A 26,638-nucleotide genomic window follows, 5' to 3' on the forward strand; every position below is an offset into this window, starting at 1 on the left:
AGCTAGACCTCCACGACGCGGGGTTCCATGACCACCTCGCAGGTGACGGAATTGGCCACGAAGCAGTACTTGTGGGCCTTCTCGAAGAGCTCCACCACCTTGGCCATGCTGGTGCCGCGGGGCACGCGGATGGCCGGGCGCAGGTGCACCTGGGTGATGCGCGTGACCTTGTCCACGGTGTCGAGCACGGCCTCGGCGTGGTCCTCGTAGCCCACCACGTCGACCTTGGCTTTGGCGCAGAGGGCCAGGAAGGTGAGCATGTGGCAGGTGGCGAGCGCCGAGCCCAGCAGATCCTCAGGATTCCAGCGGCCGGCGTCGCCGGCGTATTCCGCCGCGCTGCTGACGGCCAACGGGTGCTTGCCGGGGGTGGTGACGGTGGCATTGCGGGAGTAGCTGGCGTCGTGGGTGCTGCCGGTCCAGGAGAGGGTGAGGGGATAGTGGTGGGCCATGGGGTTCTCCTTGGAAAGCCTGCGCCCAGGATGCCACACCCCGCCCTGCCCTTCGCCCCGCCGGCCTTTCCAGCGATGATGGGAGTCCATGCCGACCCCCGCCCGCCTCCACGTCGCCCACGCCCTCCATGAAGTCTTCGGGGAGAAGGGCCGGGTGCCGGACATCTGGGATCGCGACCTGGGCGAGGATGCCCATCTGGCCCAGGCCCTGCTGGGCCTCTGCCTGCGCCGCTGGGGCCGCCTCCAGGCCTGGGTGAAGCCCAAGCTGAAGGATCCCGCCCGGGGCGTGCCCCTGGGCACCCAGGTGGCCCTGGCCATGGGCCTCGTGCAGCTGGCCTGGCTGCCCGGCGTCAGCGACCACGCGGCCGTGAACGAGGCCGTAGAGCTGGCCGCCACCCGCGACCTGGGTTTCGTGCCCCACAAGGGGCTCGTGAACGCCATCCTGCGGCGGGCGGCCAAGGACCGCGCCGGCCTTGCCGCCGAGTTGGAGGCCCTGCCTGCGGCCCTGGATCGCACACCCGCCACCGAGCGGGCCCTGAAGGCCGCCCTGGCCCCGCACGGGGCGGAGGCCGGGCTGGAGGAGCTCTGGGCCCGGCTCCAGCAGCCCCCCAGGCCATCCTTCCGGGTGCTGACGGGGGAACCTCCCGAAGGACTGGAACCCGACGCGGACCTGCCGGGCTGCTTCCGCCTGGCGGAGGAGGCGCCCTTCCCCCGCCCCTGGCTGGAAGCGGCCCAGGGCATGGTGCAGGACCGCAGCTCCCAGGCCCTGCTGGCCTACTCCTGGGACCGCCCCGTGGCCCGCATCCTCGACGCCTGCGCCGCCCCCGGCGGCAAGACCACCACCCTGGCCCTGCGCCACCCGGGGGCCGAGCTCACGGCCCTGGAGGTGCATCCCCGGCGCGTCGCCCGCCTGCGGCAGACGCTCCAGCAGCGGGGGCTCAGCGCCCAGGTGATCCAGGCCGACGCCGCCGAGTGGCTGGAACGCAGCGACACGGCCTTCGACCTCATCCTGCTGGATGCTCCGTGCAGCGGCAGCGGAACGCTCCAGAAGCATCCCGAGTGGCCCTGGCTGGTCCATGACGACCTGCCCCGCCTCACCGGCCTCCAGCGCCGCCTCCTCACCGCCGCTGCGGACCGCCTGGCCCCGGGCGGCCTGCTCATCTACGCGGTCTGCTCCTGGCTGCCCGAGGAGGGCGCGGCCCACCGCGACTGGCTGGCGGAGGCCCGTCCCGGGCTGCAGCCGGCCGCGGTGTGGCCCGCGGACCGGGGGGCCCCGGCCGACGCGGAGGGGGGCCGCACGGCCTTCTTCCGGCCCCACCCCCTCCGCTGGGAGGGCGAGGGCTTCCAGGCCTTCGCCGTGGCGCGCGCGGCCCGTTAATCCGCTAGGACAGCCGGAGCCGGAAGCCGAACACCGGCAGGTCCCCCTGCCTGAAGTCCAGGTCCTCCGAGCGCTGGAAGCCCAGGCTTTCGTAGAGGGCCCAGGCCACCCGCATGGCCTGGGTGGTGTGGAGGATGACCTGGGCGTGGCCCCGCTCCCTCGCCCGCTCGATGCAGGCGTGGGTCAGGGCCTTACCCACCCCCTGGTTCCTGAACCGGGGATCGACTCCCAGCAGGCGGATGCCCGAGGCATTCCTGACGGCCGTCGCCGTCCCCCCCGATCCGTAGGCCGCCATGTCGCCGAAATAGACCACCCCGCCCATCAGGTCGCCGTCCGGGGCGACCGCCGCGAGCACGCTGGCGTCCTTCTTTTCGGAAAAGGCGCCGATGTTGGCCAGCAGCGCGTAGTAGGCGGGCTGCTCGTCCGGGGTGGGGAAGCCCTCGAGGTTCGAGTACACCTCCACCATCAGCTGGCCGAGGGTTTCGAACTCGTCCCTCCGGAGCTCACGGACGCGGACAGGTGGGTTCATGGGGGCCTCATCCCTTGAGGAGCCGGTCCTCCGCCAGCCGCAGCATATGCTCCGTGGCGAGGACGCCGTCCTGGTGGTTCATGCGCTGGAAGTGGCCGCGCAGGTGGCGCAGGGTGCGGGGGATGGCGGGGGCGAAGTGGGCCTTGTGGCGGTGGACGATCTGGTGGCCGAAGGTGCCCAGGGCCTTGAGGTTGCGCTGGAGGGCGCTGAGGTTCAGCTCCTCCAGCAGGGCCTCGTGGTTCCAGCCCAGCTCGTGCTGGAGGGGGCCCACCAGGGCGTGCCCCGCCTCCCGGGACCAGTCCCAGTAGCCGTCGTAGAGGATGCTGGCCAGGTCGTAGGTGGCGGCGCCCCGGCGGGCATCCTGGAAGTCGATGACCACCAGCCGGTCGCCGTGGACCATGAGGTTGCGCACGTGGAAGTCGCGGTGGGCGAAGAAGTGCGCCCGGGTCTCCAGGCTGGCGTGGGCCTCCTCCATCATGCGGTCCAGCCAGCGGGGCGGATCCTTCTGGAGGAAGTCGCGGAAGAAGTTCGCGCGGCAGTAGTCCCACTCGAACTGGAACTTGGCCTGGTCGAAGGCCCGCCCCATGAAGAAGGCGTGGGCCGGGGCGCCCAGGGTGAGCGGCCCGGCCAGCGTGGCCAGCAGCCAGCCGGCCTGCCCGGCCCAGAAGACCTCCTCTTCGGGATGCTCCACCAGGCGGCGCTCCAGGGAGGTATCGCCCAGGTCCTCCACCAGCAGGCAGCGGTCCCCCTCATCGCGCTGGAGGATGGTGGGCACTCGCAGCACGGGGTCCAGGTAGGCCTGGAGGGCCTGGAACTCGAAGTAGCTCTCGTCGGGCTTCTCCGGCGTGTCCAGGGGATGGAGCACCACCAGGGCCGTGCCCAGCTGGGGATGGGCCACGCGGGTGTACTGCCGCGCCCCCGCGTCCCCCGCCAGGGGATGCGGATCCGACAGGTGCCAGCGCTCCAGGGCGCGGAGAAGGCGGGGATCCATGGCTTCAGGGTAATCCCAGCCGCACCTGGTTGCCGCCCTCCTCGAACCAGAGGGCGTCGGCATCGGTGATGGCGGGGGGTGGCGCGGCGCCGGGACCCAGGATGCAGCGGGTGAGGCGGCCTGTGGGGTTGGCGGCGGGCTTCGCGGCGGGATGCACGTAGCTGCCGGACAGGCGGCCCTCCTGGTCTGGCGCCACCTCCGCCGCGGCGCTGATGAGGGCGTCGGCGGTGCCCACCTCGCGCCAGGGGAAGGGTTCCGTCACCACGCCCAGGTGGCCCGCGGGGAGGGCGGCCAGCCGGGGCCGCAGGTCGTTCACCTCGCTGGGGCCCTCGGGCAGCAGGGCCAGGGCCTCCGGCGACCAGGCGGCAGCGCCGGTGAAGTGGTAGGGCCCCCAGGGGCCGGTCACGCCCTTGGGCAGCACGCGGCCCTCGTGATCCATCCACACGGGGTTCCAGCCCCCGCCGGGATGGGGCACCAGCAGCCAGCTGAGGGTGGCCCCGGCCTCGCGGTGGCGGGCCCGCAGGAGGTCGAAGGGCACCTCGTCCGCCCAGATGTCGGCGTTCCACACCAGCAGCTCGGCCCCGACCCTGCCCCGGGCGTGCAGCAGCCCGCCGGCGCTGCCCAGCAGCTCTGGCTCTCCGAAGACCTCCAGGCCGCCGGCCACCGGCCGCAGGCGCTCCGGCAGCAGGTGGGCGTTGCAGCCGAGGCGGTGGGCTCCGGCGGCGCGCAGGGCATCGGCGCCCCACTGTAGCAGGGGCCTCTCTCGCAGGGTCCAGGCGGGCTTGGGCAGGCAGGCGCTGAGGGGTCCCATGCGCGTGCCCAGGCCCGCCGCCAGGAGGAAGCCCTCCAGGGGTTCAGGCATCGCCGTCTTCCGGAGGACGGGGCGCTGGCGGCAGCGGCTTCAACAGGAACTGGCCCGGGGCCAGGCCGCGCATGGACAGCACGCGGATCCGCCAGCCCTGGAGCCGCAGCTCGTCGCCGGGGCGCAGCACGCGGCCCAGGCGCTCCTGGAAGAAGCCGCCCAGGCTCACGGAGCCCGCCTCGGCCACCAGGTCCAGCCGCAGGTGATCCACCAGCTGCTCCAGCATGACGTCGCCCTGGGCCAGCCAGGCCCCCCCGCGGGTCTTCCGCAGCTGGATGGCCTCGCGGTCGAACTCGTCCTGGATCTCGCCCACCAGCTCCTCCAGCACGTCCTCCAGCGTGACCAGGCCGTCCACGCCGCCGTGCTCGTTCACCACCAGGGCCAGGTGCTGCTTGCGCTGCTGGAATTCCAGCAGCAGGCCCTGGATGGGCTTCATCTCCGGCACGAAGAAGGCCGGCCGCGCCAGGGCCCGGAGGTCCACGGGGCCGGGGCTGTCCTGCAGGGCCCAGAGCAGCTCCTTCAGGTGGATGACGCCCACGATGTGGTCCAGGTCCCCCTCCACCAGGGGGATGCGGGTGTGGGTGGTGCTGCGGGCCACGGTGAGGTTGGCCTCCAGGCTGCGGTGGAGGTCGAAGGACACCACCTGGGCCCGGGGCACGGCGATCTCCTTGACCGTGCGCTTGCTGAAGTCGAAGAGGTTCTCGATGAGCTCCTTGCGGTCCAGCTCCAGGTGCCCCTCGGCCTGGCTGCGCTCGAGCATGCGGCGGAACTCGGCCTCGCTGGGCAGCAGGTCCTCGGCGTCGGCTTCGGGCTGGACGCCGAGGGCCCGCAGGACCAGGTGGCTCAGGCGGGTGAGGACCCAGGTCAGGGGGCGGACCAGGCGCGACCAGGCCAGGAGTGGCGTGGCGGTGCGGAGGGCCCAGGGCAGGGCGGCCCGGATGGCGAGGCTCCGCGGCACCAGCTCCGCCAGCACCACGTCCAGGGTGGTCATCACCAGCAGGGCGAGGCCGGAGCTCAGGGGCGCCACCAGGGCCGGCCAGGGCAGATGTCCGAACACGCCCCGGAAGGCGTGGCTGAACAGCTCCTCGCCCACGGCGCCGAGGGCCAGGGCGCACAGCACGATGCCGGCCTGGATGGACGAGAGGTGGTGGCCCAGGCCGCGGTGGACCTCCAGGGCCGCGGCCGCCCGGGGATCGGTGTCCGCCAGGGCTTCCAGCTGGGTGGACCGCACGCGCACGGCGGCGAATTCCGCCATCACGAAAAAGGCGCTGGCCAGGAGGAGGACGATGCAGATGAGGGCTGCCGCCAGGGTCACGGCCGTCATCCCTTCGTGAGGTCAGAACCGCGGCGCAGGTGCTCCTGGATCTCCTGAAGCAGGCCATCCAGGTTCTGAAGGCGGTCGCGGTGCTCGGACAGCTGGCCGAGGGCGGCCTGCTTCTCCCGCTCCAGGGCCGCGAAGGTCTCCCGCTGCTCCGCCAGCGCCTGCCGGGCCCGGGCCAGCTCGGCATCCTTCTGGTCCAGCCCGTTCATCAGCTCCAGCCGCTCGCCGTCATGCTGGACGGTGGTCTCGTCGAGCTGCTGGCGCAGGCTCGAGACCTGGGCCGTGAGCCGGACCAGCTCCTCCTGGCGCCCCTGAAGCTGCTCCTGGAGGGCCTGGACCCGCTGTTCCCCCTCCAGGGCCCGGGCGCGGCTGGCCTCGAGCTCGGCCTCCGCCTGCCTCAGGCCGGCGCCGAGCTCGCTCAGATCGCGCTCCTGGCCCTGCATGGCGATCTCGAGACCGGCGAGGTTGAGCTGGAGGACGTGGCCCTTCTCCTTGTGATCCGCCAGCTCCTGCTCCCGCTTGGCCAGGGCCGCCTCGGCTTCGGCCACGCGGGTCTTCAGGGCCTGGATCTCCCGTTTCGAGGCGGCCGTGTCATCCAGGTTCTGGGTGACGGACCCGACCTGCCGCTGAAGCTCGCCCTCGGCCTCGCGGAGGCGCAGGTCCTTCGTGTGCAGTTCCTCGCGCAGGGCGTCGATCTGCGCCTCGAGGAGGCGGGCCCGGGGCGTGTCCGTGGGGGCAGTGGCCCGGGTCTCCAGTTCCGGTGCGGGACTGGTGGCCGGGGTGGGGGGTGGGGCTGGTGCCGGGGTGGGTGCAGCCGGAATCGGGGTGGGCGGGGCCGGCGCCGGAGGTGGCTGTGGCGGTTGCGCGCCCCCCTTCAGCACATCGAGCCAGTCATCCCCCAGCTCCGTGTCCATCAGGTCGCCCAGGGGGTTGTCGGGATCCACGATGCGGCCGGGCACCAGGGGTGCCAGGGCGGCCACGAGGGTGCTGGGGGCGATGGGCTTGTTCAGGTAGAGATCCGCACGGCCCTTGAGGCTCTGATGCCGGCGGTACTCCTCCTCCGTGGCCTTGGCGCTGATGAGGGCGATCTTCAGGTGGCCGAGGGAGGGCTGCTTCCGGAGGGTGGAGCACAGGGCGTACCCCTTGTTGTCCGCCACCTCGACGCAGATGAGCGCCGCCGCGAAGTCCCCCTGCTCCAGGCGCGCCACCACGCCTTCGGGCGACTTGGCCACCTCCAGATCGAAGGCCGCTTCCAGGCTGACCTGATGCTCCTTGAGGAAGCTCCGGTCGCTGTCCACAAGAAGGAGGCGCTGGCCCATGGTCGATCCTTACCCTGGTTGAACCTTGAAGTTTACCCCGAAACGGCCAGAGCCCCGGCGGACCGGGGCTCCGGGAACGGCCGGGGCGGTCAGCGGGGGGGGATGGCCAGGGTGACCTTCTGGCTGCCGTTGGGGCTCTGGATGAAGAGCAGCAGGGTCTTGCCGCCGGCCTTCTTCACCTGGGCGTTGAACTCGGTCAGGTTGTTCACGGCCTGGCGACCCACCTCGGTGATGACCATGCCGGGGGCCATGCCGCGCTCGGCGGCGGGGGAGCGGGGATCCACGGAGGTCACCACCACGCCCTTGAGCCGGTGCTTCAGGTCCATGGGCTCCACGGTGAAGCCGTAGGTCTTCTCCAGGTTGACGCCCTTCACATCCCCCTGGGGCTTCGGGCTGCCCTCATCCTCGGGCTCCTCGCCGGAGTCGCGTCGGCGCTGCGCATCGAGGGCTTTGCGGTCGCCCAGGGTGACCGTGAAGGTGAGGGTCTTCCCGTCCCGCCAGACGGAGAGCTTGACGGTCTCGCCGGCCCGGCGGCTGGAGATCACGCTCACCAGCTCGTCCTGGCTGCGCACAGGCTGGCCGTCCACGGCGGTGATCACGTCCAGTCGCAGCACGCCGGCCTTGTCCGCCGCCTGCCCCTTCTCGACCGTGCTGACCACCACGCCTTCCCTGACGCCCAGGGCGTCCTGGTAGGCCTGGTCCAGGTCGGTGGGGCCGACGCCGAGGTAGCCCCGGCTCACGGGCTTGCCGCTGCGGAGGTCCTTGAGGATGCGGTTCACCTGGCTGATGGGCACGGCGAAGCCGATGTTCTGCCCCGCGGGGTTGATGGCGGTGTTGATGCCCACCACCTCACCCTTCAGGTTGAGCAGGGGGCCGCCGGAGTTGCCGCGGTTGATGGCCGCGTCGGTCTGGAGGAAGGAGCTCACGCCCGTATCCAGCTTGCGGCCCTTGGCGCTGATGATGCCCTGGGTGACGGTGTGCTCCAGGCCGAAGGGGTTGCCGATGGCCACCACCCACTCGCCGATGCGGAGCGAATCCGACTCGCCCAGCTTGGCGAAGGGCAGGTGGGCCGCATCGATCTTGATGAGGGCGATGTCCAGCTCCTTGTCCTTGCCCAGCACCGCGGCCTTGAAGCTCCGGCCGTCGGAGGTCTTCACCTCCAGGGCGTTGTCGCCCTCGCCCATGCTGGCGATGACGTGGTAGTTCGTGAGGATCTCACCCTGGGGGCTGATGATCACGCCGGAGCCGCCGGACACGGCCCGCTGTTCGCCGTCATTGCCGCCCCGGGGCGTGCGCCGCTGCTGCGGCCCCCCGGGACCGAAGAAGAAGTCGAAGAAGTCATCGCCCCCGATCTGGGGGTGCTGGAAGCGCTGGTTCTTCACGAAGCTGGTGTTGGTGATGGCCACCACCGTTGGGTTCAGCTTCTCCGCCACGTCGGCGATGGGTGGCAGGCGGTCCATGCCCTTCGCCTCCACCATCACCGGCTTCTCTTCCTGTGCCTGGGCCTGCCAGCCGTGGCTGAGCCCCATCCCCAGGGCCATGCACCCGGCCGCGAAGGCCGACAACCCCAAGACCTGCTTCACCTGACGATTCATGCAACCCTCACTCCGCCGGATCCTCCGGCATGCCATTCGATGACCGCAGTCCCCCGAAGGTTCCCGCTGGCCTTCCCGGGCCGACCAGGATAATCTGAGCAGTCCAACGGCGGCTGTAGCTCAGTTGGTTAGAGTACTGGATTGTGATTCCAGGTGTCGCCGGTTCGAGTCCGGTCAGCCGCCCCAGATTGAAAAGGCCCCCGCACGGGGGCCTTTTCAATCTGGGACACCTGGACTCGAACCGGCGACAGTGGGCTTGCGGAGGCCCTCCGGGGGAGGGCCGGGAGCAAGACCGGCAGCCCGCGCAGCGGGCTGCGGCCGGTTCGAGTCCGGTCCGGGTGGGTCGAGATCTTCTTCTTACCCAAGAACCGGCGACAGTCGCGACTGCCGGGTGACGCAGCCGGGTTCGGGGAACCCTGCCGAGTCGGGTCCCGGCGAAGAGCGAGCCCTTGCGGAGGCCCTCCGGGGGAGGGCCGGGAGCAAGACCGGCAGCCCGCGCAGCGGGCTGCCGGCCGGTTCGGGCGGTTCGGACACCAAGAAGCCAAGGGCCCCACCGGGGGGCCCTCGGCCTTCTGGGAACCCCGCCGGGGTTCGCCCTGCTCCTAGTACCCCCCGCCCCCGGTCCCGCCACCCGTGCCGCCGCCGGTGCCGCCGCCGAGCTGGCCGCGGATCTCGCCACTGGGGTAGGTCGTGCTGTGGACGTTCACATAGAGGCCGCCGGTCCGCCAGCTCGTGAACTGGCCGCTCGTGAGCCGGGTGCCCAGGGGAACAGTCCAGGTTCCGCTGCCGCCATCGCCGAGGGGCACGATGATGGGTCCGGCGGTGCCCACCGCGCCTTCATGGATGTGGGCCCCGGTGCCCGTGATCCCCGAGGTGGACAGGCCGCCGCTCAGCTGGAGGGTGACGGGGTTGACGCTCACCGCGCCCGTGCCCGTGGCGGTCGAGGGCGTCGCCGGGACCTCGCTGGCGCCGGCCAGCGTGGCGGACTGGGTGACCGGCGCGCTGAGGTTCAGCTGGCCGCGGATCTCGCCGGCGGGGTAGGCGGCGGAGTGCACGTTCACGTACAGGCTGCCGCTCTGCCAGCTGGCCACCTGGGCGCTGGTGAGTGTCGCGCCCGGAGCCACGGTCCAGACCCCGCCCCCGGCGTCGGTGAGGGGGATGAGGATCGGTCCGGCCACCCCGGCGGCCCCTTCGTGGATGTGGGCGGCGGTCCCCGTGATGCCCTCCGTCACCACCGTGCCCTGGATGGCCCCCGTGAGGGCGTCCACGGCCAGGGAGCCGAACCCCGTGGCCGTGCTCGGCGTGGCGGTGGCCTCCTGGGCGCCCGTGAGGCTCCCGAAGCTCACCCGCAGCGCGATCTGGCCCCGGATCTCACCGGCCGTGAAGGCGGCGCTGTGGACGTTGACGTAGTAGGCGTTGGCCTGGAGGGCCGCGTACTGGGCGTCGGTCAGCACGGTGTTGGCCGGGACGGTCCACACGCCCCCGGGCCCGCCACTCAGCGGGATCACGATCGGCCCCGCGCTCCCCGCCGCACCCTCGTGGATGTGCGCGGCCACCCCGGCGATGCCCGAGGTGGTCACGGTTCCCGTCAGGACCTTCGTGCTCGGGTTCACCGAGAAGGTCGCGGCCCCGGCAGCCGTGGAGGCGTTGGTCGGCACCTCGGCGGCGCCCGAAAGCGCGGCGTAGCGGACCAGGGGGGGCGGGGGCGGAGGGGCGACGGTGGCGCCGCCGCCACCCCCGCCGCCGCCACAGGCGGCCGCCATCAGTGCGAGAAGGGAGAGGGCCAGGGCGCCGAAGGCTCGCGGCCCGGATCGGGGGTTCAGGTGGGGGGATCTCATGGGCTGCTCCTGCTCAGGGGGACTCCCCTGTGGGCCCAACATGGGACCCCGGCCGGGGCCGAAGCAGATCCGGTCTGGAATTGGGGACCCCTCCGGTGGAGGCCCCGCACCGCCCTCACACCCGCGAGGTGCCCCCGCCGCTGGTCGCCAGCATCTTCAGGATCTCCACCACCTCCGCCGCGGATTGCGGGCGGTCCGCCTGGCGCTTGGCCATGAGCCGGCCCACCAGGGCGCCGAGGTCGGCGGGCAGGTCCGGCAGGGCGTCCGCGAGGGCGGGCACGGGCGCCTCGAGGTGCAGGGCGAGGAGGTCGTTGATATTGGGGCTGTCGAAGGGCGGCAGGCCCGAGCACAGCTCGAACAGCATGATCCCCAGGGCATAGAGGTCGGTCCTGGCGTCCACCGGCCCCCCCTGGATCTGCTCCGGGGACATGTAGCGGGGCGAACCGATGAGGTTCCCGGATTCCCGGGCGATCACGGCCGCGACCGGGGCGGCGAGGCCGAAATCCATGATCTTGGCGTCGCCCCGCACATCGAACAGGACGTTCGCCGGCTTGATGTCCCGGTGGACCACCCCGACCCCATGGGCCGCCTCCAGCCCCTCCGCGACCTGACGGGCGATGCGCAGCGCCAGCGCCAGCGGCAGGCGCCCCCGCCCCTCCAGCAGGCTCCGGAGGGTGATCCCCTTCAGGTACTCCATGGTCACGTAGGGGATCCCGTCGCATTCCCCGAAGTCGTGGGTCCGGAGGACGTAGCGGTGCGTGATCTTCCGGGCCAGGCGGATCTCCTGCTTGAGCAGGGCCAGGAACGCGGGATCCGAGGCCAGACCCGCCCGGACGACCTTCAGGGCGACCTCCTCGTCCAGCTGGAGGTCCCGCACCTTCAGGACCACGCCCATCCCGCCACGGCCCAGCAGCTCCTCCACCCGGTACCGGCTCGCGAAGACGGCGCCGGCCTGGAGGGCGGCGGGGAGGGGCTCGGCCGCCTCGGCCGCACCTGCCGGCCGCAGGCGCCGCGTGGCCTCCTCCGCGGTCGGAGGCGGGAGGGGGCTCGGGAGGACCCAGGGCCCCGCCCCCTTCCGGGTCGTTTCGAGCAGGGCCAGCAGGTCATCCTTGGCCCTCAGCTCGGCGAGCATGGACCGGAAGGTCCGGGTGAGCAGTCCCACCTCGTCCTGCGTGGGCACAAGGGCGAGGGTCTCGGGCGGTTCGCCTTCCGCCAGGGCCTGGGCGGCGGTGGCCAGGGCCTCGAGGGGGGCCGTCACCTTCCGGGCGGAGCGGAGGCTCAGGGCCAGCGCGGCCAGGAGCCCCGCGACCCCCACGGCCAGGATGGCCTTCTGCAGGTTGCGGAAGGGTGCCAGCAGGGGGTCCATGGGCATCAGCAGGACATCCGCCATCTCCAGGTCCAGGGCGTTCACGCCCCGCAGCGGGGACACCATCCCCAGGTAGTTCCGCCCGGCGACCTTGAAGGACAGCACCTGGGACCGCTGGCCATCCAGGACCTGGGCCCGGACCGCGAGGAAGGCCGGTTCCCGCGCCAGGAGCCGGTCCAGGGCCTCCGCCTCCGGGAGGGTCGTCCCCAGGGTCCGGAACTGGCTCAGCAGGGCCAGGTGGGCGGAGGGATCGCCGCGCTGGGGCCCGGCGATGGCCAGCCGCCGGAGGTCGCCGGCGGCCCGGTCATCCACCCGCGTCCCCACCAGCATGGCCCCCAGGGGGCTCCCCCCGGGCGAGGTCAGGGGCCGCGCCACCGCGTGATAGACCCCCGGCCGGTCCCCCCAGTCCACCCGGAGGAAGCCCCGGTAGGAGGGGCCCGGGTGGCGCTCCGATCGGGCGTCCTCCGGGGCCAGGGCCATCTGGAGGATCCCCGCGTCCGGGAAGGCGGGGCGCGCGCCCCTGGCCGTGGCGGCCAGGAGGGTGCCGTCCGGCTTCACGACGAGGGCCACCTCCGCGCTCAGCCGGGGCAGGTTCTCCACCAGGGTGTCCGCCAGGCTGGTGGAGGCGCCCGTCTCCAGGGCCTGCTCCACGAGGGCGAGGTTGCCCGAGTACTGCGCGAAGACCTCCAGCCCCGCATCCATGGACCGGCCCTGCTGCTCGAAGGCCCGGTCCAGGACATAGCCGCCCGCGGAGAGGCTGTCGCTCGCCATGGCCCGCGCCCCCCGCTCGGCCTCGCTGTACGCCACCCAGAGGATGATGGACAGGAGCGCCAGGAGGGCCGCCGCCTGCCGCGTGAAGAAGGTCCACGCCAGCGTCCGGTACCAGCTGATGGGTGGCGGCATGGGCCTTCCTCGGGGTCGGTATACTTGCCTCGAATCTACCCTGGATGCCAAGCATGTTCCGAACCCCCGCTCACGGTCTGCCCGTCCTGGCCCTGACCGTGCCGTTGCTTGCCGGGAGCGTCCAGGGCCCGGTGCGGCTCCGGGAGAAGGACGGCCGGTTCCGGGCCTCACTGAAGGACTGCGTGGCCATCCTGGAGCCCATCGAGGCCCCGGTCCCGGCGGCGGGGCCGTCGAAGCCCCTCGTCATCCGCACGGTGGGGAAGGAGTTCCACCCCCGCGTCTCCATCGCCACGCCCGGCACCGACGTGACGTTCCCCAACCTGGACCACATCCTCCACAACGTGTTCAGCGTGACCCAGGGGAACCGGTTCGACACCGGACAGTACCGGCCCGGGGACGCACCCAGGGTCAAGGTGGCGAACCCTGGCCTGGTGAAGCTCTACTGCAACGTCCACCACCAGATGAACGCGTTCCTGTGGGTGGTCAGCACCCCCTTCGCGCAGGTGCTCGACGGCCGGTCGGGCGTGCGGTTCGACCGGGTGCCCGCGGGCACCTACCGGCTCCGCCTCTGGCATCCCGAGGCCGGCGACCGGACCTGGACGGTGGCGGTCGGCGATGGCCCCACCCAGGGGGCCTGGGAGCTCGAGGTCTCCCTGCCCGCCCTCGAGCCCCACAAGAACAAGTTCGGCCGGGACTACGCCCCCCCGGCGGACGACCGGAACTACTAGAACCGCTTCATGAGAACCAGCATCGTCCGGGTGATCCGGTACTCCTCGCCGTCCGTCCGCTGCCGGAGGTACACGACGGAGACGATCCACTGCCCCGGGAGCGGCAGGGCGACGTCCAGCCGCGGGCCCCGGGCCCGGCGGTAGAACCACCACTCGTCCCCGTTCACCGGATAGAGCGTGCCCGTGGAGGAGAGGCGCTGCCAGGTGAGGGACACCTGCGGCCAGTAGACCCGCTCGCGGCTGCCGGCGGTGGCCTGCACCTCCTCGCTGGTCTCCCGGGTCTCCCGGTTGCCCGACCGGAACCAGCGGATCTCCCACGGGAAGACCGTGTTCCACTTCGCGGCGGCGCCGCCCGCGTCTACCCGCATCCGCTGCCGCTCCGTGGGGCTGTGGCCGGGCAGGCGGCGGAGGCGCTCGTCGGCCGGATCCCAGGCAAGGTCCCAGCGCCCCACGTGGGCCGTCCAGGACCAGGGCCCGGTGTCCAGCTTCAGGACCACCTGGGCTGCGGCGAGATCCACCTGGCCGCCCAGGATGGTCCGGACCCGGCCCGTCATCCCGCGGAGGCTGGCCTCCTGGAGCGCCCCTCCGGGGCCGCGGACCCCGGCGGTGCCGCCGGCGCCCAGCAGGCGGAGATCCCGGTCCCACAGGGCCTGGGAGGACAGCAGCCGGCTCTCCTGCAGCCCCAGGTCCAGGGTGCCGAAGGTCCGCGCCGTGACCCAGGAGAGCGCCGCGTGGGCCACGTCCAGCTGGGTTCCATTCGAGGGCTGCTGGTCCCAGCGGGGCGGATTGAGGCGATTCCCGTCCGAGCCCAGGGCCGAGCGGCTGCCGGCCTCCAGGTGTAGCGCCGGCAGGTCCCAGGACCAGCGGAGCCGGAGCTGGGCCCCCGCGCGGCGGAAGGACTCCGTGGCCTGGCCCGGATCCGAGAGCTGGTCGCCCCGCAGCGTCAGCTCCCAGGCGGGCTGCCAGAATCCGGGTGGCTCCTGGGGGAAGGGCGCGGCCTCCTGGCCGAAGGCGAGGGCGGCGACCAGGTGTAATGTCCAGCGGCGGATCGGAAGCATCATCCGGGGGCTCGGGGTTTCCGTGGATGGTAGTCCAGTGCCCTGGAATGGCGAAGGTCGTCGCGGCCGCAACTGCTCCGGCCCGCCTTGACGGGGCCCGCCCGCAATCGGATCCTGGCCCGAGCCACGGAGGTCCAGGTTGGGCAGCTGGGATCTTGCCATCGCGCTGGATCGAACCAAGGCGGAGCCTCTGTACCTCCAGTTGGTGAAGGCCCTCGAGGAGGGCATCCGGCACGGCCGCTTCAAGCCCGGGGATGCCCTGCCGGGGACCCGGGCCATGGCCGACCAGCTCGGCGTGAACCGGAACACCACCCTGGCCGCCTACCGGGAGCTCGAGGCGGAGGGGTGGATCGAAGTCGCCCCGGACCGGGGCACCTTCGTGGCCCGGAAGCTGCCCTTCGTCCTGGAGGTCGCTGCGGGGATCTCCGCGCAGGATTCGGCCTCCTGGAAACGCGCCACGCCCCGCGGCGGGCCCTTCTTCCAGCCGGGGGCCCCGGCCCTGGAATCCTTCCAGCTGATCCCCGACACGACGGACCTGCGGCTCGCGCCCACGGACGCCATCCACCGGGCCTACGGCCGGGTGCTCAAGCTGCACCCCGAGCGGCTGCTGCAGCCCGGCTGGGATCCCCGGGGGCTGCTGGACCTGCGGAGCTCCCTTTGCAAGATGCTGCGCGACATGCGCGGCCTGTCCGTGGAGGCCGGCAACCTCCTGCTCACCCGCGGCCTGATGAGCACCCTGAACCTCGTCTCCCGCGTGCTCTTCGCCCCCGGGGATGCCGTCGCCGTGGAGAACCCGGGACTCTTCCGGGTGGCCGAGGCCTTCCGGGCCGCCGGCGCCCGGCTGTTTCCCGTCCCCGTGGACGCCCACGGGCTGGATGTGGAGGCCCTCGAGGCGCTGCTGATCCAGGAGCCCATCCGCCTGCTCTACCTCACCGCCAGCCCCCAGCACCCCACCCAGGTGACGCTGGATCCCGCCCGGCGCCGGCGCCTCCTGGAGCTGTCCGCGGCGCATGGCTTCCGCATCCTGGAGGGCGACCCGAGCCTGGGCTTCCACCGGGAGAAGAACCCCAGCCTGCCCCTGGCCAGCGAGGATCCCCAGGGCCGGGTGCTCTACTTCAGCAGCTTCGAGCAGATCCTCGCGCCGGGCCTGCAGGTGGGCTTCCTGGCGGGGGAGGCGGGCCTCATCAAGGCCCTGGCCCAGCAGCGGCAGCTGGTGGACTGGCCCGGGAACCTGGTCCAGGAGACCACCATCGAGGAGACCCTGCGCGATGGCGAGATCGTCCGGCACCTGCGGCGCATCCGGAAGCTCACCGAAGAGCGGCGGGAGACCATGGTGGATCGCCTCCTGCTCCACCTCCATCCCGCCATCTCCGTGAAGAACCCGCGGGAGGGCCTGTCCCTCTGGGTGCGCGTGGCCGAGGAGGTGCCGCTCGAGGCCTGGACCGAGCGCTGCCTCGCCCACGGGGTGGTCTTCTACCCCGGGGCCCTCTACGACCTGCACCGCCGGACGCTTCCCCACATCTGCCTGGGGTTCGCGGCCCACAGCCTCGACGAGCAGAACGAAGCCTGCGCCCGCATGGCCCTCGCGCTGAAGGAGGTGCGCCCCGGCGGCGCGCTCCCCCGGGGCGGCGGCCCCCAGGGATGAGGTTCCCGGCGTCACGACCGTTTTTTCCCTGCTGCAATCCATTCCTCCTGGCACGTTCCGGATTCGTGGCTTAGGCTTTAACTGCCATCTGGAGCCCATTTGCCGAACGAGCGCCCCCACGGTCTGGATCTCAGGGGCTTCATGCTCAAGATCGACCGTCTCGATGCGATCGGGCGCCTCCGCAACGCGGAACGGCGCATCAACGCCCTGGAGCAGCGGGTGTCGGAACTGAGCCTGCTCGATGCCGTCACCGGGCTGCCCAACCATCGCCACTTCGAGGACCGGCTCTCCCAGTCCCTGCTCGTGGCCCAGCGCCATGGGCATATCGTCGCCTTCCTCCTCATGGATCTCGACCGGTTCAAGCGCGTGAACGACCTGCTGGGGCACTCGGGCGGCGACGAGGTGCTGAGGCTGGTGGGCCAGCGCCTCCAGGAGGCCCTGCGCCAGGGCGACACGCTGGCCTGCATGGGCGGCGACCGGTTCCTGGTCCTGCTCCCGGAGATCAAGGATGTGGTGGCGGCGGCCCGGGTGGGCCAGAAGCTGCTGGAGGCCCTCCAGGCGCCCTTCCGCGCCGGGTCCCGGGAGCTGGATCTCACCGCCAGCATCGGGGTCTGCGTCTACCCCAACGACGGCATGGATCCGCACGTGCTGGAGGCCCACGCGGAGTCCGCCCTGGTCCGCGCGAAGGAGCGCGGCGGCGGTCGCATCGAGTGCTTCACCAGCACCCTCAACGAGGTCTCGTTGGAGCGCCAGGAGCTGGAGAGCTGCCTGCGGTCCGCCCTGCAGAACGGCGAGCTGCAGATGTACTACCAGCCCCAGTTCTTCATGGACGGCCGCCTGGCCGGCGCCGAGGCGCTCATGCGCTGGAACCATCCCCTCCTGGGATCGGTTCCTCCCGTGAAGTTCATCCCCCTGGCCGAGGAGAGCCGCCTCATCCTGCCCATCGGCGAGTGGGCCCTCCGTGAGACCTGCGGCCAGATGGCCAAGTGGCAGGCCATCAGCCCCTCGCCGCTCCTCCTCGCGGTGAATGTGTCCGTCCTCCAGTTCGCCAACGGGGACTGGGATGCCTGCGTAGCGCGGGCCCTGGCGGACACGGGCCTGGATCCCGGCTGCCTGGAGCTGGAGCTCACGGAAAGCATGGTGATGCGCCAGGGCCACGAGGACCTGGCGCCGCTCCACCGGCTGCGCGAGATCGGCACCCGGATCGCCATCGACGACTTCGGCACGGGCTACAGCTCCCTGGGCTACCTCCAGCGCCTGCCGATCACGACCCTGAAGCTCGACCAGTCCTTCATCGCGGCGCTGACCTCCGAGGACCCCGGGCTCTCGTCCGAGGCCATCGTGCGGGCCGTCATCCAACTAGCCCACAGCCTCAACCTCACCGTGGTGGCCGAAGGCGTGGAGACCGAGGGTCAGCGGGACATGCTGGAGCTGCTGGGCTGTGACTGCCTGCAGGGCTTCCTGCTGGGCCGGCCCCTGCCCGCGGACGCCTTCGAGGCCATGCTGGAGTTCATGTCCACGAAGCAGTTCCTCAAGAAGGCCGCGCGCGGGCAGGAGGAAGTCAAGGTCGTCCGGGCGGTCCCGGCGGGCCGGGGACGCGGAGCCCGGTAGCGGCCCCGGTGCTCCTGGGCCTCCGCCGCAGAGGCCGGCCCCCGCCTGGGGGGCTTGTAAAAAACAAAATGTGACATTGGCCTGCCCGCGGGCACGGAAGAATCAAGGTGTCCCTGTGCCTCCGGACCGTACGGACCCTTCCCCGGGCCCCGGAGATCGGCGCATTCCCATGGCGCTTCGGCAGGGTCCCACCCATCGAGGCCCCCATGCAGCGCCGCACCATCGACGTCGACGAACGCCTGCCCCTGCTGCAGACGGTGCCCCTGAGCCTCCAGCACCTGTTCGCCATGTTCGGCGCAACAGTGCTGGTGCCCTTCCTCTTCAAGGTGAACCCGGCCACCTGCCTGCTGATGAACGGCGTGGGCACGCTGATCTACCTGGTCGTGGCCAGGGGCCGCATCCCCGCCTACCTGGGCTCGAGCTTCGCGTTCCTCTCGCCGGTCTTCGCCGTGCTGGCGGCAGGCCTCAGCTACTCCGCCGCCCAGGGCGGCTTCATCGTCTTCGGCCTCATCTTCATGCTGCTCTCCCAGGTGGTGCGCGTGGCGGGCACCCGGTGGATCGACATCATCTTCCCCCCGGCCGCCATGGGCGCCATCGTGGCCATCATCGGCCTGGAGCTGGCTCCCGTGGCCACCAACATGGCGGGCCTCACGGCCGGCCCCGCCGTGCTGGGCATGCCGCTGCGCCTGGCCCTGGTGGTGTCGCTGTCCACCCTGGCGGTGACCATCCTGGCCTCCATCCTCCTGCGCGGGTTCCTGGCGGTGATCCCCGTGTTGCTGGGCGTCATCGCGGGCTACGTGATCGCCCTCGGCCTCGGCGTGGTGGACTTCCAGTCGGTGCGCCTGGCGCCCTGGTTCCAGGTGCCCACCCTCTACGCGCCCACCTACAACCTGCAGGCCATCCTCATCATCCTGCCCGCGGCGCTGGTGGTGCTGGCGGAGCATGTGGGCCACCTGGTGGTGACCGGGAACATCGTGGGCAAGGACCTGATGAAGGATCCCGGCCTGCACCGCTCCCTGCTGGGCGACGGCATCTCCAACGTGCTGTCGGGCCTGGTCGGGGCCACGCCCAACACCACCTACGGCGAGAACATCGGCGTCATGGCCATCACCAAGGTCTACAGCGTGTGGGTCATCGGCGGAACTGCCATCATCGCCATCCTGGTGTCCTTCTCCGGCAAGCTGGCGGCCCTCATCCGCAGCATCCCCGTGCCCGTCATGGGGGGCGTCTGCATCCTGCTCTTCGGCGTCATCGCCGCCGCGGGCATCCGCATGCTCATCGAAAAGAAGGTGGACTACACCCAGTCCCGCAATCTGATCCTCACCTCGGTGGTGCTCATCAGCGGCATCAGCGGCGCGGCCGTGAAGCTGGGCACCGTGGAGCTCAAGGGCATGGCCCTGGGCACCGTGGTGGCCATCGCCCTCAGCCTGCTCTTCTGGGCCCTCGACCACCTGGGCCTCAGCAACGACACCGAAACCCAGTCCTGATCCCTTCACCCCTTTCGAGGAGTACCGCATGGAACGGTTTTTCGGCCTGAAGGCCAAGGGCACGACGGTGGCCACGGAGGTGCTCGCGGGCACCACCACCTTCATCTCGATGGCGTACGTAATCTCGCTGATCCCGAACGCCTTCCTCAAGGTGGCGGGCATTGCGCCCAATGTGGGCTTCACGGCCTTCGTGGTCTGCGCCATCCTTTCGACCCTCATCGGCGCCTTCTACGCGAACCTGCCCATCGCCTTCGCCTCGGGCATCGGCCTCTCGGCCTTCTTCGCATTTACTGTTTGCGCCCCGGCCAACCAGGGCGGCATGGGCTACACCATCCAGGTGGCCCTCACGGCCCTGCTGCTGGAAGGCCTCGTCTTCATCGCCCTCAGCGCCATGAAGGTGCGCGAAGCCTTCATGGACGCCATTCCCTTCTCACTGAAGAAGGGCATCTCCGTGGGCATCGGCCTCTTCATCGCCATCATCGGCTTCGTGGATTCCGGTGTGACCCAGGTGGGCCTGAAGTTCGAGCCCGACACCATCTTCCCCGTGCTCAAGAACGATCCCGCGGCCCTCTTCGGCCTGCATGACGTGAACAACCTCTTCATCGCGAAGTTCTTCGACCACGGCCACCTCACGCCCGCCTTCTGGTCCGTGGTGGGGCTCTTCCTCATCGCCGTGCTCGTGGCCAAGCGCGTGAAGGGCGCCATCCTCCTGGGCATCCTGGCCATCACCCTGGCGGGCCTGCTGCCCGTGAGCCTGGGCGGCGGCTTCACCCACCTGCCCAAGGGCACGATCTTCCAGCTGCCCAGCTGGCCCAGGATGTTCCAGTACGACTGGAGCTGGACGAAGTCCCTGGGCGGCATGATCAACATCTTCATCATCCTGTTCACCCTGCTCTTCGTGGACATGTTCGACACCATCGGCACGCTCATGGGCATCGGCGCCCAGGGCAAGCTGCTGGACAAGGACGGCAAGTTCCCCGGCGCGTCGAAAGCCTTCATGGCCGATGCGGTGGGCACCACCTTCGCTTCCATGTTCGGCACCACGGCCATCACCGCCTACATCGAAAGCGCCTCGGGCGTGGCCGAGGGCGGCAAGACGGGCCTCACGGCTCTCGTCGTGGCGGGCTGGCTGGCCCTGGCGCTGTTCCTGTCGCCCCTCTTCCTCATGGTGCCGCTCCAGGCCACGGCCCCGGCGCTCATGATGATCGGCTTCTTCATGCTGTCGGAGATCAAGGAGATCAAGTTCGACGACGTCACCGACGCCATCCCCGCCTACCTGGCCGTCATCGTCATGCCCTTCACCTTCTCCATCGTGAACGGCATCGCCCTCGGCATGATCGCCTACACCGTGCTGAAGGCCGCCACCGGGCGCTTCAAGGAGATCAACCCGATCATCCTCGTGCTCTCGGTGATCTTCCTCCTCAAGCTCCTCTTCCTGTCCGCCTAGGACCCCGCCCCAACCTGGAGAACCCATGACCAAGCTCGCCCTCGCCCTCCTCGTGGCGGCCGCCCTGCCCCTCGGCGCCGCCGACTGGAGCGACACCTTCATCGGCTACCGCACCGGCACCCAGTTCCGCGAGCCCGGCATCGACGGCACCGTGAAGAAGAACATCCTCCAGCTCGGCCACGTCAGCGGCTGGGCCTACGGCACCAACTTCTTCAACGTGGACATGCTCATGTCCGACCGGAACGACCCCACCGCCAGCGGGAACAGCGGCGCCAACGAGGTCTACGCGCTCTACCGCGGCTCCCTAAGCCTCGGCAAGCTCACGAAGACCGATCTCGGCTTCGGCCCCGTGCGCGACATCTCGCTCACCGCCGGCTTCGACTTCAACGCCAAGGACAACGCCTTCGCCTCCAAGAAGCGCTTCCTGGTGGCCGGCCCCACCTTCCACTTCAAGGTGCCGGCCGGCTTCTTCGACCTGGGCCTCCTCGCCTGCCACGAGCAGAACTACAACGGCATCGTGGGCCGGTCCGTGGATTACAAGACCACGTACTACCTCACCGCCGCCTGGGGCATCCCCTTCCAGATGGGCGGGGTGGGCGCCGAGTTCAAGGGCTACGCGAACTACGAGGGCCCCAAGGGCAAGGATGGCTTCGGCGTCGAGACCAAGCCCGAGACCCTCGCCAACCTCTCCCTGATGTTCGACATCAGCCCCCTCTTCGGCACCAAGAAGAAGGTCTACGTCGGCCCCGGCTTCGAGTACTGGAACAACAAGTTCGGCGGCCCGAACCACGACGGCCCCGCCCCCGCCACGAACAAGCGCGTCACCGCCCCCATGGCCCAGCTGCAGATCCACTTCTGAGCCGCTTCGGAGGTCAGGAAGGGGGCCTCTCGGCCCCCTATTCCGTTCACCCCAGGAGCTTGGCCATCAGGTCGGAGTGCAGGTTCCAGTGGAGGAACCCAGCCAACCCGAAGATGAAACCGATGCTGGCAAAGACTCCGGCCACGGCGAAGAGCCACCGCTTGCGGGTGAGGGCCGTGACGCCCGCCAGTGCCACGGCCACGCTCAGGCAGGCCTCGGCGAGGTCGAACTGGTCGTCATGGACGTTCATCGCGTCGTAGTCCTTGGCAGCCTGCTCCGCCTGCGCCCGGATCTGCTCCTTCTCTTTTTCGTACTTCTTCCCGGCCGCCTCCTGGGCGGCGATCCGGGCCTCCACCTTCGCGCGCAGGTCCGGCTTCAACCCCGGACTCATGTCGAGCTGGACCCTCAGCATCTCCACCGCGTTCTCGGCGATGTGCTGCTTGGTGCTCTTGCTCTGGTAGTAGGCCCATTGGTCCACCGCCTTGGCCTGGGACTGCTGCATCGCCTGGACGACGTTGCCGTCCTTCACGTTGCACAGGGCCATGAAGGTGGCCACCACCGCCACGAAGAGGGCGATGAACCCGTTGAAGCGGCTATCTGCCGCGTGGTCCTGCACCGCATCCTGGATGGGGTCGAGGGTCTCCGGCATGGCGGTCTCCTTGAGGCCCCCAGTCTAGGACAAGGCCCGCCAGCCGGACCCGCTAGACTATCCCTCGCGCGCCTATAGCTCAGGTGGATAGAGCAACGGCCTTCTAAGCCGTAGGTCGCTGGTTCGAGTCCAGCTAGGCGCACCAAGTGCGCCTAGCTGGACTCGGACCAGCGAGAAACACCTGCGGCCCGGTAGGCCATAGGCAGAGGGCCGACTTGATGTCGGCCCGGCGCCGTCGTGGCCGGGGCCAGCAGGTGGCGGTTCGAGCCCAGCGTGAAGTGGGTCGGCGCCCACCCGTGCGCCTAGCTGGACTCGGACCAGCGAGAAACACCTGCGGCCCGGTAGGCCATGGGCAGAGGGCCGACTTGATGTCGGCCCGGCGCCGTCATGGCCGGGGCCAGCAGGTGGCGGTTCGAGCCCAGCGTGAAGTGGGTCGGCGCCCACCCGTGCGCCAGCTGGACCCGCGACCTCAGGCCGTATGAAGGGTCTTCAGGCAGCCCGCCATGGCCAGGTCCGACTCGCAGATGTGCTGGTCCAGCCACTCGGCGACCAGGGCGACCGCCTCCAGGCCCAGGTCCTGCCCCTTCGCCCGCCGGTAGTGGAGGTCGCGCACCCGGAGGACCAGGTCCTGGTGCTGGTTCGCGTGGACGATGCGATCGGCGAACCCTGCTTCCTTCATGAGGGTCTCTTCGGTCTGGCAGTGCTTGATGAGGTGCCGCGCCAGGGCGGCCAACCCCTCGTCCAGCTGGTGCTTCGGTGCGTCGGATTCGAAGTCGCTGGCCAGCCGGGCCAGCGCATCGAAGAGCTCCCGGTGCTGCTGGTCGATGGTCGCCAGCCCGGTTTCGAGCTGGCGGCGCCAGCGCACGGGAGGGCGCGCGCTTCGAATGGCAGGGGTGGGCTTCACACCCAAAGAATACCAGGGCATCGGGAAGACTCGCCCCGGGACGGGCCCTCGGCCTTCGCTCGTCGGCCCCACCCGCGGATGAAGATTGGATAAAATCATCCCCCCATGCCGGCCCACCCGACCCTCCAGCTCGATCCAGACCTGGCCCGCTTCATCGCGGGCGGCGTCTCCATCAACGCGGGCTCGGCGAGCGCCACGGGCGTCCCCAGCCTCTGCCGCGCCTTCGGCTGCCGTGTGGAGCCCGATGCGGGCCGCATCACCGTCTTCTTCGCCGCGCCCCAGGCCGCGGACCTGGTCCGGGACGCCACGCGGAGCGGGGCCCTGGCCGTGGTCTTCAGCGAGCCCCCCACCCACCGCACGGTCCAGATCAAGGGCCGGGACGCCCGGCTCGCCCCTCTGGGCGAGGGCGACCTCGCCTGCGTCAACGCCTACCGCGCGGCCTTCGCCCAGTGCCTGGTCTTCCTGGGCTTCACGGAAGTCATGGTCCGGACCCTGCTCGATTGCCCCGACGAGGCCCTGGTGGCCCTGACCTTCACGCCCTCGGCCCTCTTCAACTCGACACCGGGGGCCCAGGCTGGAACACCCCTGATCCCGGCCCTGATGCCCCCTCCGGCGGCGGGGGCCCCATGATCCCCGTCCGCGCCCTCCGCGACTGCCTGGATGGCGTCATTCCTGGCGTCGTCTCCACCTGCGCCCCGGACGGCACGCCCAACGTGGCCTACATGTCCCAGGGGCAGTACCTGGACGACCGCCACTTGGCCCTCTCCTACCAGTTCTTCAACCGCACCCACCAGAACCTGCTCGCGAATCCGCGGGTCACCCTGGGCCTCATCCACCCCCAGACCGCCCAGCAGTACCGGGTCCACCTGACCTACCAGCGCACGGAGAGCGAAGGGCCGATCTTCGAATCCATGAAGGCCAAGCTGGCGGGGATCGCGTCCCACACCGGGATGAGCGGCGTGTTCCGCCTGCTGGGCTCTGACATCTACCGCATCGAGCGGGCGGAGGTGGTGCCGGGCAGCACGCTGCCGGCCCCGCTCCCCGCCGTGGATCCCCTCCTGGCCCTGCGCACCTGCATGGAGCGGCTGCCCCTGAGCCCCGATGCCGAGTCCCTCCTGGATGCGATGCTGGACGGCCTGCAGGCCCACTTCGCCATCGAGCAGGCCCTGGTGATGATGCTGGATCCCGGCCGGGACCGGCTCTACACCGTGGCCAGCCGGGGCTACCCGACCTCGGGCGTGGGCTCGGAGCTCCAGGTGGGCGACGGCGTCATCGGCGTGGCGGCCCGGGAGCGGGTGCCCATCCGCATCTCACATGTCACCTCCGAGTATGCCTACGGCCTCGCCATGCGGGAGGGAGCCGAGCGGCAGGGCCTCGGCGACCGGCTGGAGACGGAGATCCCCTTCCCGGGCTTGGCGGCCCCAGGCAGCCAGCTGGCGGTGCCCATCCCCGGAGCCCGCGAGCCGCTGGGCGTGCTGTTCGTGGAGAGCCCCACGGAGATGCGGTTCACCCACGCGGACGAGGATGCGCTGGTGGCCCTGGCCACCCAGGTGGGGGGCCTCTTCCGTCTCTTCCTGGCGGAGCTCGAACTGGCCGACGAGGCTCAGTCCGGGGTCCCCCGCGACCCTCCGCCCGCCGGCCCCCCCCTGCGGGTGCGGCACTACGCCGCCAACGACAGCATCTTCCTGGGGGACGACTACCTCATCAAGGGCGTGGCTGGGAACATCCTCTGGACGCTCCTGCAGGACTACCAGGCCCTGGGCCGCACCCAGTTCAGCAACCGCGAGCTGCGGGCCGATCCGCGGGTGCGCCTGCCGGACCAGAGCGACAACCTGGAGGCCCGTCTCGTGCTGCTCCATCGCCGCCTGGCGGAGCGTCAGGCCTGTGTGCAGCTGGAGAAGACGGGCCGGGGCCGCTTCCGGCTGCTGGTGGGCCGGCCCCTGGAGCTGGAGGATATGGATCTCGGCACCTGACCCTGGACCTGCCACTTCTTAAAACCTTCTTAAAGGCTTGCTAATTCTTTCTTAAGGGTGGAAAAAACAAATAAACCATTCGTCATCGGTGGCATATATCCCTCATCGGGTTTCGAGTCCCGACCTTCCTGATGAGGCACACCATGACCCTGAACCGCTCCTTCCCCCTGGCCGCCCTCGGCCTCCTCCTCGGCGCCAGCCTGGCGCAGGCCGCGGCCCCCGCCCAGCCGAAGCTCATCCGGCGCGGCGCCTACCTGGTCTCGATCGCGGGCTGCCACGACTGCCACACGCCCCTGAAGATGGGCGCCAAGGGCCCCGAGCCGGACATGACGCGCATGCTGTCCGGCCACCCCGACACCCTGAAGATGCCCCCGGCGCCGAAGCTGCCGGAGGGGCCCTGGGGCTGGGCCGGCTCTCTCACCATGACCGCCTTCACCGGGCCCTGGGGCGTGAGCTACTCCGCCAACCTCACGCCCGACAAGGAGACCGGCCTGGGCAGCTGGACCGAGGCCCAGTTCCTCCAGATGGTGCGCACGCGCCGCCACCTGGGCCAGGGCCGCCCCATCCTGCCCCCCATGCCCGTCCAGAACCTCCAGCTGGTGAGCGAGCCGGACCTGAAGGCCATCTTCGCCTACCTGCAGTCCATCCCGGCCGTCCACAACCGCGTGCCCGTGCCCATCGAGCCGGCCGCCACGCCCATCCCCATGCACTGAGCCGGACCCTGCCATGCGCGCCCTCCTCCTTCCGGTCCTGGCCCTGACGCCTGTGTGGGCGAAGGCGCCAGCCCCGCCCCGCCTGCTCTCCCAGACCGGCCTCTACGCCGCTCCGGGCGTGGTAGCGGCCCGGAACCTGGCCTACGCGCCCCAGTACCCGCTGTGGACCGACGGCGCCGCCAAGGCCCGGTGGATCCACCTGCCGGCGGCCATCGACGGCCGCGACGAGGCGGGCTGGGTGTTCCCCGTGGGCACCAAGGCCTGGAAGGAGTTCGCCTTCGGGGGCCGCAAGGTGGAGACGCGCCTGCTCTGGAAGACCGGGCCCAGGACCTGGGTCTTCGCCAGCTACGCCTGGAACGAGGCGCAGACAGACGCCGTCCTCGTGCCCGAAGGCGGGCTGCCGGATGCCGCCGAGGTGGCCCCGGGCCTGCGCCATGGCATCCCCTCGCGGGCGGACTGCCGGGACTGCCACGGTCAGGAGCGGGTGGAGGTCCTGGGCTTCACGGCCCTCCAGCTCTCCCCGGACCGGGACCCCGGGGCCCTCCACGGGGAGCCCCTCCGCCCCGGCATGGTCACGCTGAAGGAGCTGGTGGCCCGACGCCTCCTCCAGGGCGCCCGGCCGGACCTCCTCACCCGGCCGCCCCGCATCGAGGCGGAACCCGCCACCCGCACGGCCCTGGGCTACCTCCAGGCCAACTGCGCCACCTGCCACCGGGCGGACCGGCCCATCCCGGGTTTGGACCTGGACCTGCGCCCCCAGGCCGCCCTCCGCACGGCCCTGGCGCCCGGCAGCTTCCCCGTGCCCGGCCAGCCCGAGAGCCGCATCCTCAGCCCCGGCCACCCGGAGCGCAGCGCCCTGCTCCACCGCATGGCCTCGCGCAACCCCGTGGCCCAGATGCCGCCCCTGGGCACCGTGCGCGTGGACCGGGCCGCCGTGGACCATGTCCGCCGCTGGATCGCCGACCTGCCCCTCGTACCGTCCCACTGACGCCCCTCTCTCCCAACCGCCCTTC

The 26,638-nt window shown here is 70.9% G+C and carries 23 protein-coding genes and 2 tRNA genes; 13 read left to right on the forward strand and 12 right to left on the reverse strand.

Annotated elements, in window-relative coordinates:
• Positions 1-2 precede the first annotated feature (2 nt).
• On the reverse strand, positions 3-449 hold the full coding sequence (locus tag QSJ30_RS10400) for an OsmC family protein (RefSeq protein ID WP_285608938.1): 447 nt from the start codon (positions 447-449) through the stop codon (positions 3-5).
• An 88-nt stretch (positions 450-537) separates the two neighbouring features.
• On the opposite strand from QSJ30_RS10400, the gene QSJ30_RS10405 reads away from it, so the two are divergent.
• The gene (locus QSJ30_RS10405; protein ID WP_285608940.1) at positions 538-1,827 is read left to right on the forward strand and encodes an RsmB/NOP family class I SAM-dependent RNA methyltransferase; all 1,290 of its coding nucleotides are present in this window, start codon (positions 538-540) and stop codon (positions 1,825-1,827) included.
• Between the two features lie 4 nt (positions 1,828-1,831).
• Here QSJ30_RS10405 and QSJ30_RS10410 read toward each other — a convergent pair whose 3' ends face one another.
• The 6 genes from QSJ30_RS10410 to QSJ30_RS10435 form a co-directional block, all read right to left on the reverse strand.
• Positions 1,832-2,356: a GNAT family N-acetyltransferase gene (locus QSJ30_RS10410; RefSeq protein ID WP_285608942.1), complete on the reverse strand. Its 525-nt coding sequence runs from the start codon at positions 2,354-2,356 to the stop codon at positions 1,832-1,834.
• Positions 2,357-2,363: 7 nt separating this feature from the next.
• Entirely contained in the window at positions 2,364-3,347 is a 984-nt protein-coding gene (locus tag QSJ30_RS10415; RefSeq protein ID WP_285608944.1) for a phosphotransferase, read from the reverse strand.
• A 4-nt stretch (positions 3,348-3,351) separates the two neighbouring features.
• Entirely contained in the window at positions 3,352-4,209 is an 858-nt protein-coding gene (locus tag QSJ30_RS10420; protein WP_285608946.1) for an NTP transferase domain-containing protein, read from the reverse strand.
• Positions 4,202-5,533: a hemolysin family protein gene (locus QSJ30_RS10425; RefSeq protein WP_285608948.1), complete on the reverse strand. Its 1,332-nt coding sequence runs from the start codon at positions 5,531-5,533 to the stop codon at positions 4,202-4,204. The genes QSJ30_RS10420 and QSJ30_RS10425 overlap by 8 nt, the downstream gene beginning before the upstream one ends.
• Positions 5,530-6,849 (reverse strand): response regulator, encoded by a 1,320-nt coding sequence (locus tag QSJ30_RS10430; RefSeq protein ID WP_285608950.1) that lies wholly within the window; start codon positions 6,847-6,849, stop codon positions 5,530-5,532. Before QSJ30_RS10430 ends, QSJ30_RS10425 begins: the two co-directional genes overlap by 4 nt.
• 89 nt (positions 6,850-6,938) lie before the next feature.
• Entirely contained in the window at positions 6,939-8,444 is a 1,506-nt protein-coding gene (locus QSJ30_RS10435; RefSeq protein ID WP_285608953.1) for a trypsin-like peptidase domain-containing protein, read from the reverse strand.
• 109 nt (positions 8,445-8,553) lie between these two features.
• Here QSJ30_RS10435 and QSJ30_RS10440 point away from each other — a divergent pair.
• Positions 8,554-8,630 (forward strand) — tRNA-His (locus QSJ30_RS10440).
• Between the two features lie 416 nt (positions 8,631-9,046).
• Here QSJ30_RS10440 and QSJ30_RS10445 read toward each other — a convergent pair.
• Together QSJ30_RS10445 and QSJ30_RS10450 are read right to left on the reverse strand one after the other, a co-directional pair.
• Positions 9,047-10,282, reverse strand: coding sequence for a CHRD domain-containing protein (locus tag QSJ30_RS10445; protein ID WP_285608955.1), 1,236 nt, complete (start codon positions 10,280-10,282; stop codon positions 9,047-9,049).
• Positions 10,283-10,397: 115 nt separating this feature from the next.
• Positions 10,398-12,551: a serine/threonine-protein kinase gene (locus tag QSJ30_RS10450; protein ID WP_285608957.1), complete on the reverse strand. Its 2,154-nt coding sequence runs from the start codon at positions 12,549-12,551 to the stop codon at positions 10,398-10,400.
• 53 nt (positions 12,552-12,604) lie between these two features.
• On the opposite strand from QSJ30_RS10450, the gene QSJ30_RS10455 reads away from it, so the two are divergent.
• Positions 12,605-13,279: a cupredoxin domain-containing protein gene (locus tag QSJ30_RS10455; RefSeq protein WP_285608959.1), complete on the forward strand. Its 675-nt coding sequence runs from the start codon at positions 12,605-12,607 to the stop codon at positions 13,277-13,279.
• Here the strand turns inward: QSJ30_RS10455 and QSJ30_RS10460 are convergent.
• A complete protein-coding gene (locus QSJ30_RS10460) occupies positions 13,276-14,340 on the reverse strand; it encodes a hypothetical protein (RefSeq protein ID WP_285608961.1) in 1,065 nt (354 codons plus the stop codon). The genes QSJ30_RS10455 and QSJ30_RS10460 overlap by 4 nt on opposite strands.
• Positions 14,341-14,476: 136 nt before the next feature.
• Here QSJ30_RS10460 and QSJ30_RS10465 point away from each other — a divergent pair, with 136 nt between their 5' ends.
• From QSJ30_RS10465 to QSJ30_RS10485, 5 genes are all read left to right on the forward strand, one after another.
• A complete protein-coding gene (locus QSJ30_RS10465) occupies positions 14,477-15,982 on the forward strand; it encodes an aminotransferase-like domain-containing protein (RefSeq protein ID WP_285608963.1) in 1,506 nt (501 codons plus the stop codon).
• A gap of 99 nt (positions 15,983-16,081) precedes the next feature.
• Entirely contained in the window at positions 16,082-17,593 is a 1,512-nt protein-coding gene (locus QSJ30_RS10470) for a putative bifunctional diguanylate cyclase/phosphodiesterase (protein WP_285608970.1), read from the forward strand.
• Between the two features lie 206 nt (positions 17,594-17,799).
• Positions 17,800-19,080 (forward strand): uracil permease, encoded by a 1,281-nt coding sequence (gene uraA / locus QSJ30_RS10475; RefSeq protein WP_285608972.1) that lies wholly within the window; start codon positions 17,800-17,802, stop codon positions 19,078-19,080.
• Positions 19,081-19,108: 28 nt separating this feature from the next.
• Positions 19,109-20,527 (forward strand): NCS2 family permease, encoded by a 1,419-nt coding sequence (locus tag QSJ30_RS10480; protein ID WP_285608973.1) that lies wholly within the window; start codon positions 19,109-19,111, stop codon positions 20,525-20,527.
• Positions 20,528-20,552: 25 nt separating this feature from the next.
• A complete protein-coding gene (locus QSJ30_RS10485) occupies positions 20,553-21,386 on the forward strand; it encodes a hypothetical protein (protein ID WP_285608975.1) in 834 nt (277 codons plus the stop codon).
• A 46-nt stretch (positions 21,387-21,432) separates the two neighbouring features.
• On the opposite strand, the gene QSJ30_RS10490 is transcribed toward QSJ30_RS10485, so the two are convergent.
• Complete coding sequence (locus QSJ30_RS10490; RefSeq protein WP_285608977.1) at positions 21,433-22,035, reverse strand: DUF4337 domain-containing protein; 603 nt, start codon at positions 22,033-22,035, stop codon at positions 21,433-21,435.
• 68 nt (positions 22,036-22,103) lie between these two features.
• On the opposite strand from QSJ30_RS10490, the gene QSJ30_RS10495 reads away from it, so the two are divergent.
• Positions 22,104-22,180, forward strand: a tRNA-Arg gene (locus QSJ30_RS10495).
• 324 nt (positions 22,181-22,504) lie between these two features.
• Here the strand turns inward: QSJ30_RS10495 and QSJ30_RS10500 are convergent.
• Positions 22,505-22,900, reverse strand: a complete 396-nt coding sequence (locus QSJ30_RS10500) for a bacteriohemerythrin (protein ID WP_285608979.1) — start codon at positions 22,898-22,900, stop codon at positions 22,505-22,507.
• A 144-nt stretch (positions 22,901-23,044) separates the two neighbouring features.
• On the opposite strand from QSJ30_RS10500, the gene QSJ30_RS10505 reads away from it, so the two are divergent.
• The 4 genes from QSJ30_RS10505 to QSJ30_RS10520 all read left to right on the forward strand — a co-directional run bounded on the left by QSJ30_RS10505 (position 23,045) and on the right by QSJ30_RS10520 (position 26,613).
• Positions 23,045-23,569, forward strand: coding sequence for a hypothetical protein (locus QSJ30_RS10505; protein ID WP_285608981.1), 525 nt, complete (start codon positions 23,045-23,047; stop codon positions 23,567-23,569).
• Positions 23,566-24,912 (forward strand): GAF domain-containing protein, encoded by a 1,347-nt coding sequence (locus QSJ30_RS10510; RefSeq protein ID WP_285608983.1) that lies wholly within the window; start codon positions 23,566-23,568, stop codon positions 24,910-24,912. The genes QSJ30_RS10505 and QSJ30_RS10510 overlap by 4 nt, the downstream gene beginning before the upstream one ends.
• 143 nt (positions 24,913-25,055) lie before the next feature.
• On the forward strand, positions 25,056-25,625 hold the full coding sequence (locus QSJ30_RS10515; RefSeq protein WP_285608985.1) for a hypothetical protein: 570 nt from the start codon (positions 25,056-25,058) through the stop codon (positions 25,623-25,625).
• Positions 25,626-25,638: 13 nt separating this feature from the next.
• A complete protein-coding gene (locus QSJ30_RS10520; protein WP_285608987.1) occupies positions 25,639-26,613 on the forward strand; it encodes a c-type cytochrome domain-containing protein in 975 nt (324 codons plus the stop codon).
• The last annotated feature ends 25 nt before the right edge of the window (positions 26,614-26,638 follow it).

This window comes from Geothrix edaphica (assembly GCF_030268045.1).
Taxonomy (GTDB): Bacteria; Acidobacteriota; Holophagae; order Holophagales; family Holophagaceae; genus Geothrix; species Geothrix edaphica.

Bases quoted from the DNA above. Each gene is read 5' to 3' on its own strand.
- QSJ30_RS10460 (WP_285608961.1), bottom strand. From the start codon at position 14,340: ATGATGCTTCCGATCCGCCGCTGGACATTACACCTGGTCGCCGCCCTC.
- QSJ30_RS10445 (WP_285608955.1), bottom strand. From the start codon at position 10,282: ATGAGATCCCCCCACCTGAACCCCCGATCCGGGCCGCGAGCCTTCGGC.
- QSJ30_RS10400 (WP_285608938.1), bottom strand. From the start codon at position 449: ATGGCCCACCACTATCCCCTCACCCTCTCCTGGACCGGCAGCACCCAC.
- QSJ30_RS10435 (WP_285608953.1), bottom strand. From the start codon at position 8,444: ATGAATCGTCAGGTGAAGCAGGTCTTGGGGTTGTCGGCCTTCGCGGCC.
- QSJ30_RS10425 (WP_285608948.1), bottom strand. From the start codon at position 5,533: ATGACGGCCGTGACCCTGGCGGCAGCCCTCATCTGCATCGTCCTCCTC.
- QSJ30_RS10415 (WP_285608944.1), bottom strand. From the start codon at position 3,347: ATGGATCCCCGCCTTCTCCGCGCCCTGGAGCGCTGGCACCTGTCGGAT.
- QSJ30_RS10480 (WP_285608973.1), top strand. From the start codon at position 19,109: ATGGAACGGTTTTTCGGCCTGAAGGCCAAGGGCACGACGGTGGCCACG.
- QSJ30_RS10455 (WP_285608959.1), top strand. From the start codon at position 12,605: ATGTTCCGAACCCCCGCTCACGGTCTGCCCGTCCTGGCCCTGACCGTG.
- QSJ30_RS10485 (WP_285608975.1), top strand. From the start codon at position 20,553: ATGACCAAGCTCGCCCTCGCCCTCCTCGTGGCGGCCGCCCTGCCCCTC.
- QSJ30_RS10430 (WP_285608950.1), bottom strand. From the start codon at position 6,849: ATGGGCCAGCGCCTCCTTCTTGTGGACAGCGACCGGAGCTTCCTCAAG.
- uraA (WP_285608972.1), top strand. From the start codon at position 17,800: ATGCAGCGCCGCACCATCGACGTCGACGAACGCCTGCCCCTGCTGCAG.
- QSJ30_RS10450 (WP_285608957.1), bottom strand. From the start codon at position 12,551: ATGCCGCCACCCATCAGCTGGTACCGGACGCTGGCGTGGACCTTCTTC.
- QSJ30_RS10490 (WP_285608977.1), bottom strand. From the start codon at position 22,035: ATGCCGGAGACCCTCGACCCCATCCAGGATGCGGTGCAGGACCACGCG.
- QSJ30_RS10520 (WP_285608987.1), top strand. From the start codon at position 25,639: ATGCGCGCCCTCCTCCTTCCGGTCCTGGCCCTGACGCCTGTGTGGGCG.
- QSJ30_RS10405 (WP_285608940.1), top strand. From the start codon at position 538: ATGCCGACCCCCGCCCGCCTCCACGTCGCCCACGCCCTCCATGAAGTC.
- QSJ30_RS10510 (WP_285608983.1), top strand. From the start codon at position 23,566: ATGATCCCCGTCCGCGCCCTCCGCGACTGCCTGGATGGCGTCATTCCT.
- QSJ30_RS10420 (WP_285608946.1), bottom strand. From the start codon at position 4,209: ATGCCTGAACCCCTGGAGGGCTTCCTCCTGGCGGCGGGCCTGGGCACG.
- QSJ30_RS10505 (WP_285608981.1), top strand. From the start codon at position 23,045: ATGCCGGCCCACCCGACCCTCCAGCTCGATCCAGACCTGGCCCGCTTC.
- QSJ30_RS10410 (WP_285608942.1), bottom strand. From the start codon at position 2,356: ATGAACCCACCTGTCCGCGTCCGTGAGCTCCGGAGGGACGAGTTCGAA.
- QSJ30_RS10515 (WP_285608985.1), top strand. From the start codon at position 25,056: ATGACCCTGAACCGCTCCTTCCCCCTGGCCGCCCTCGGCCTCCTCCTC.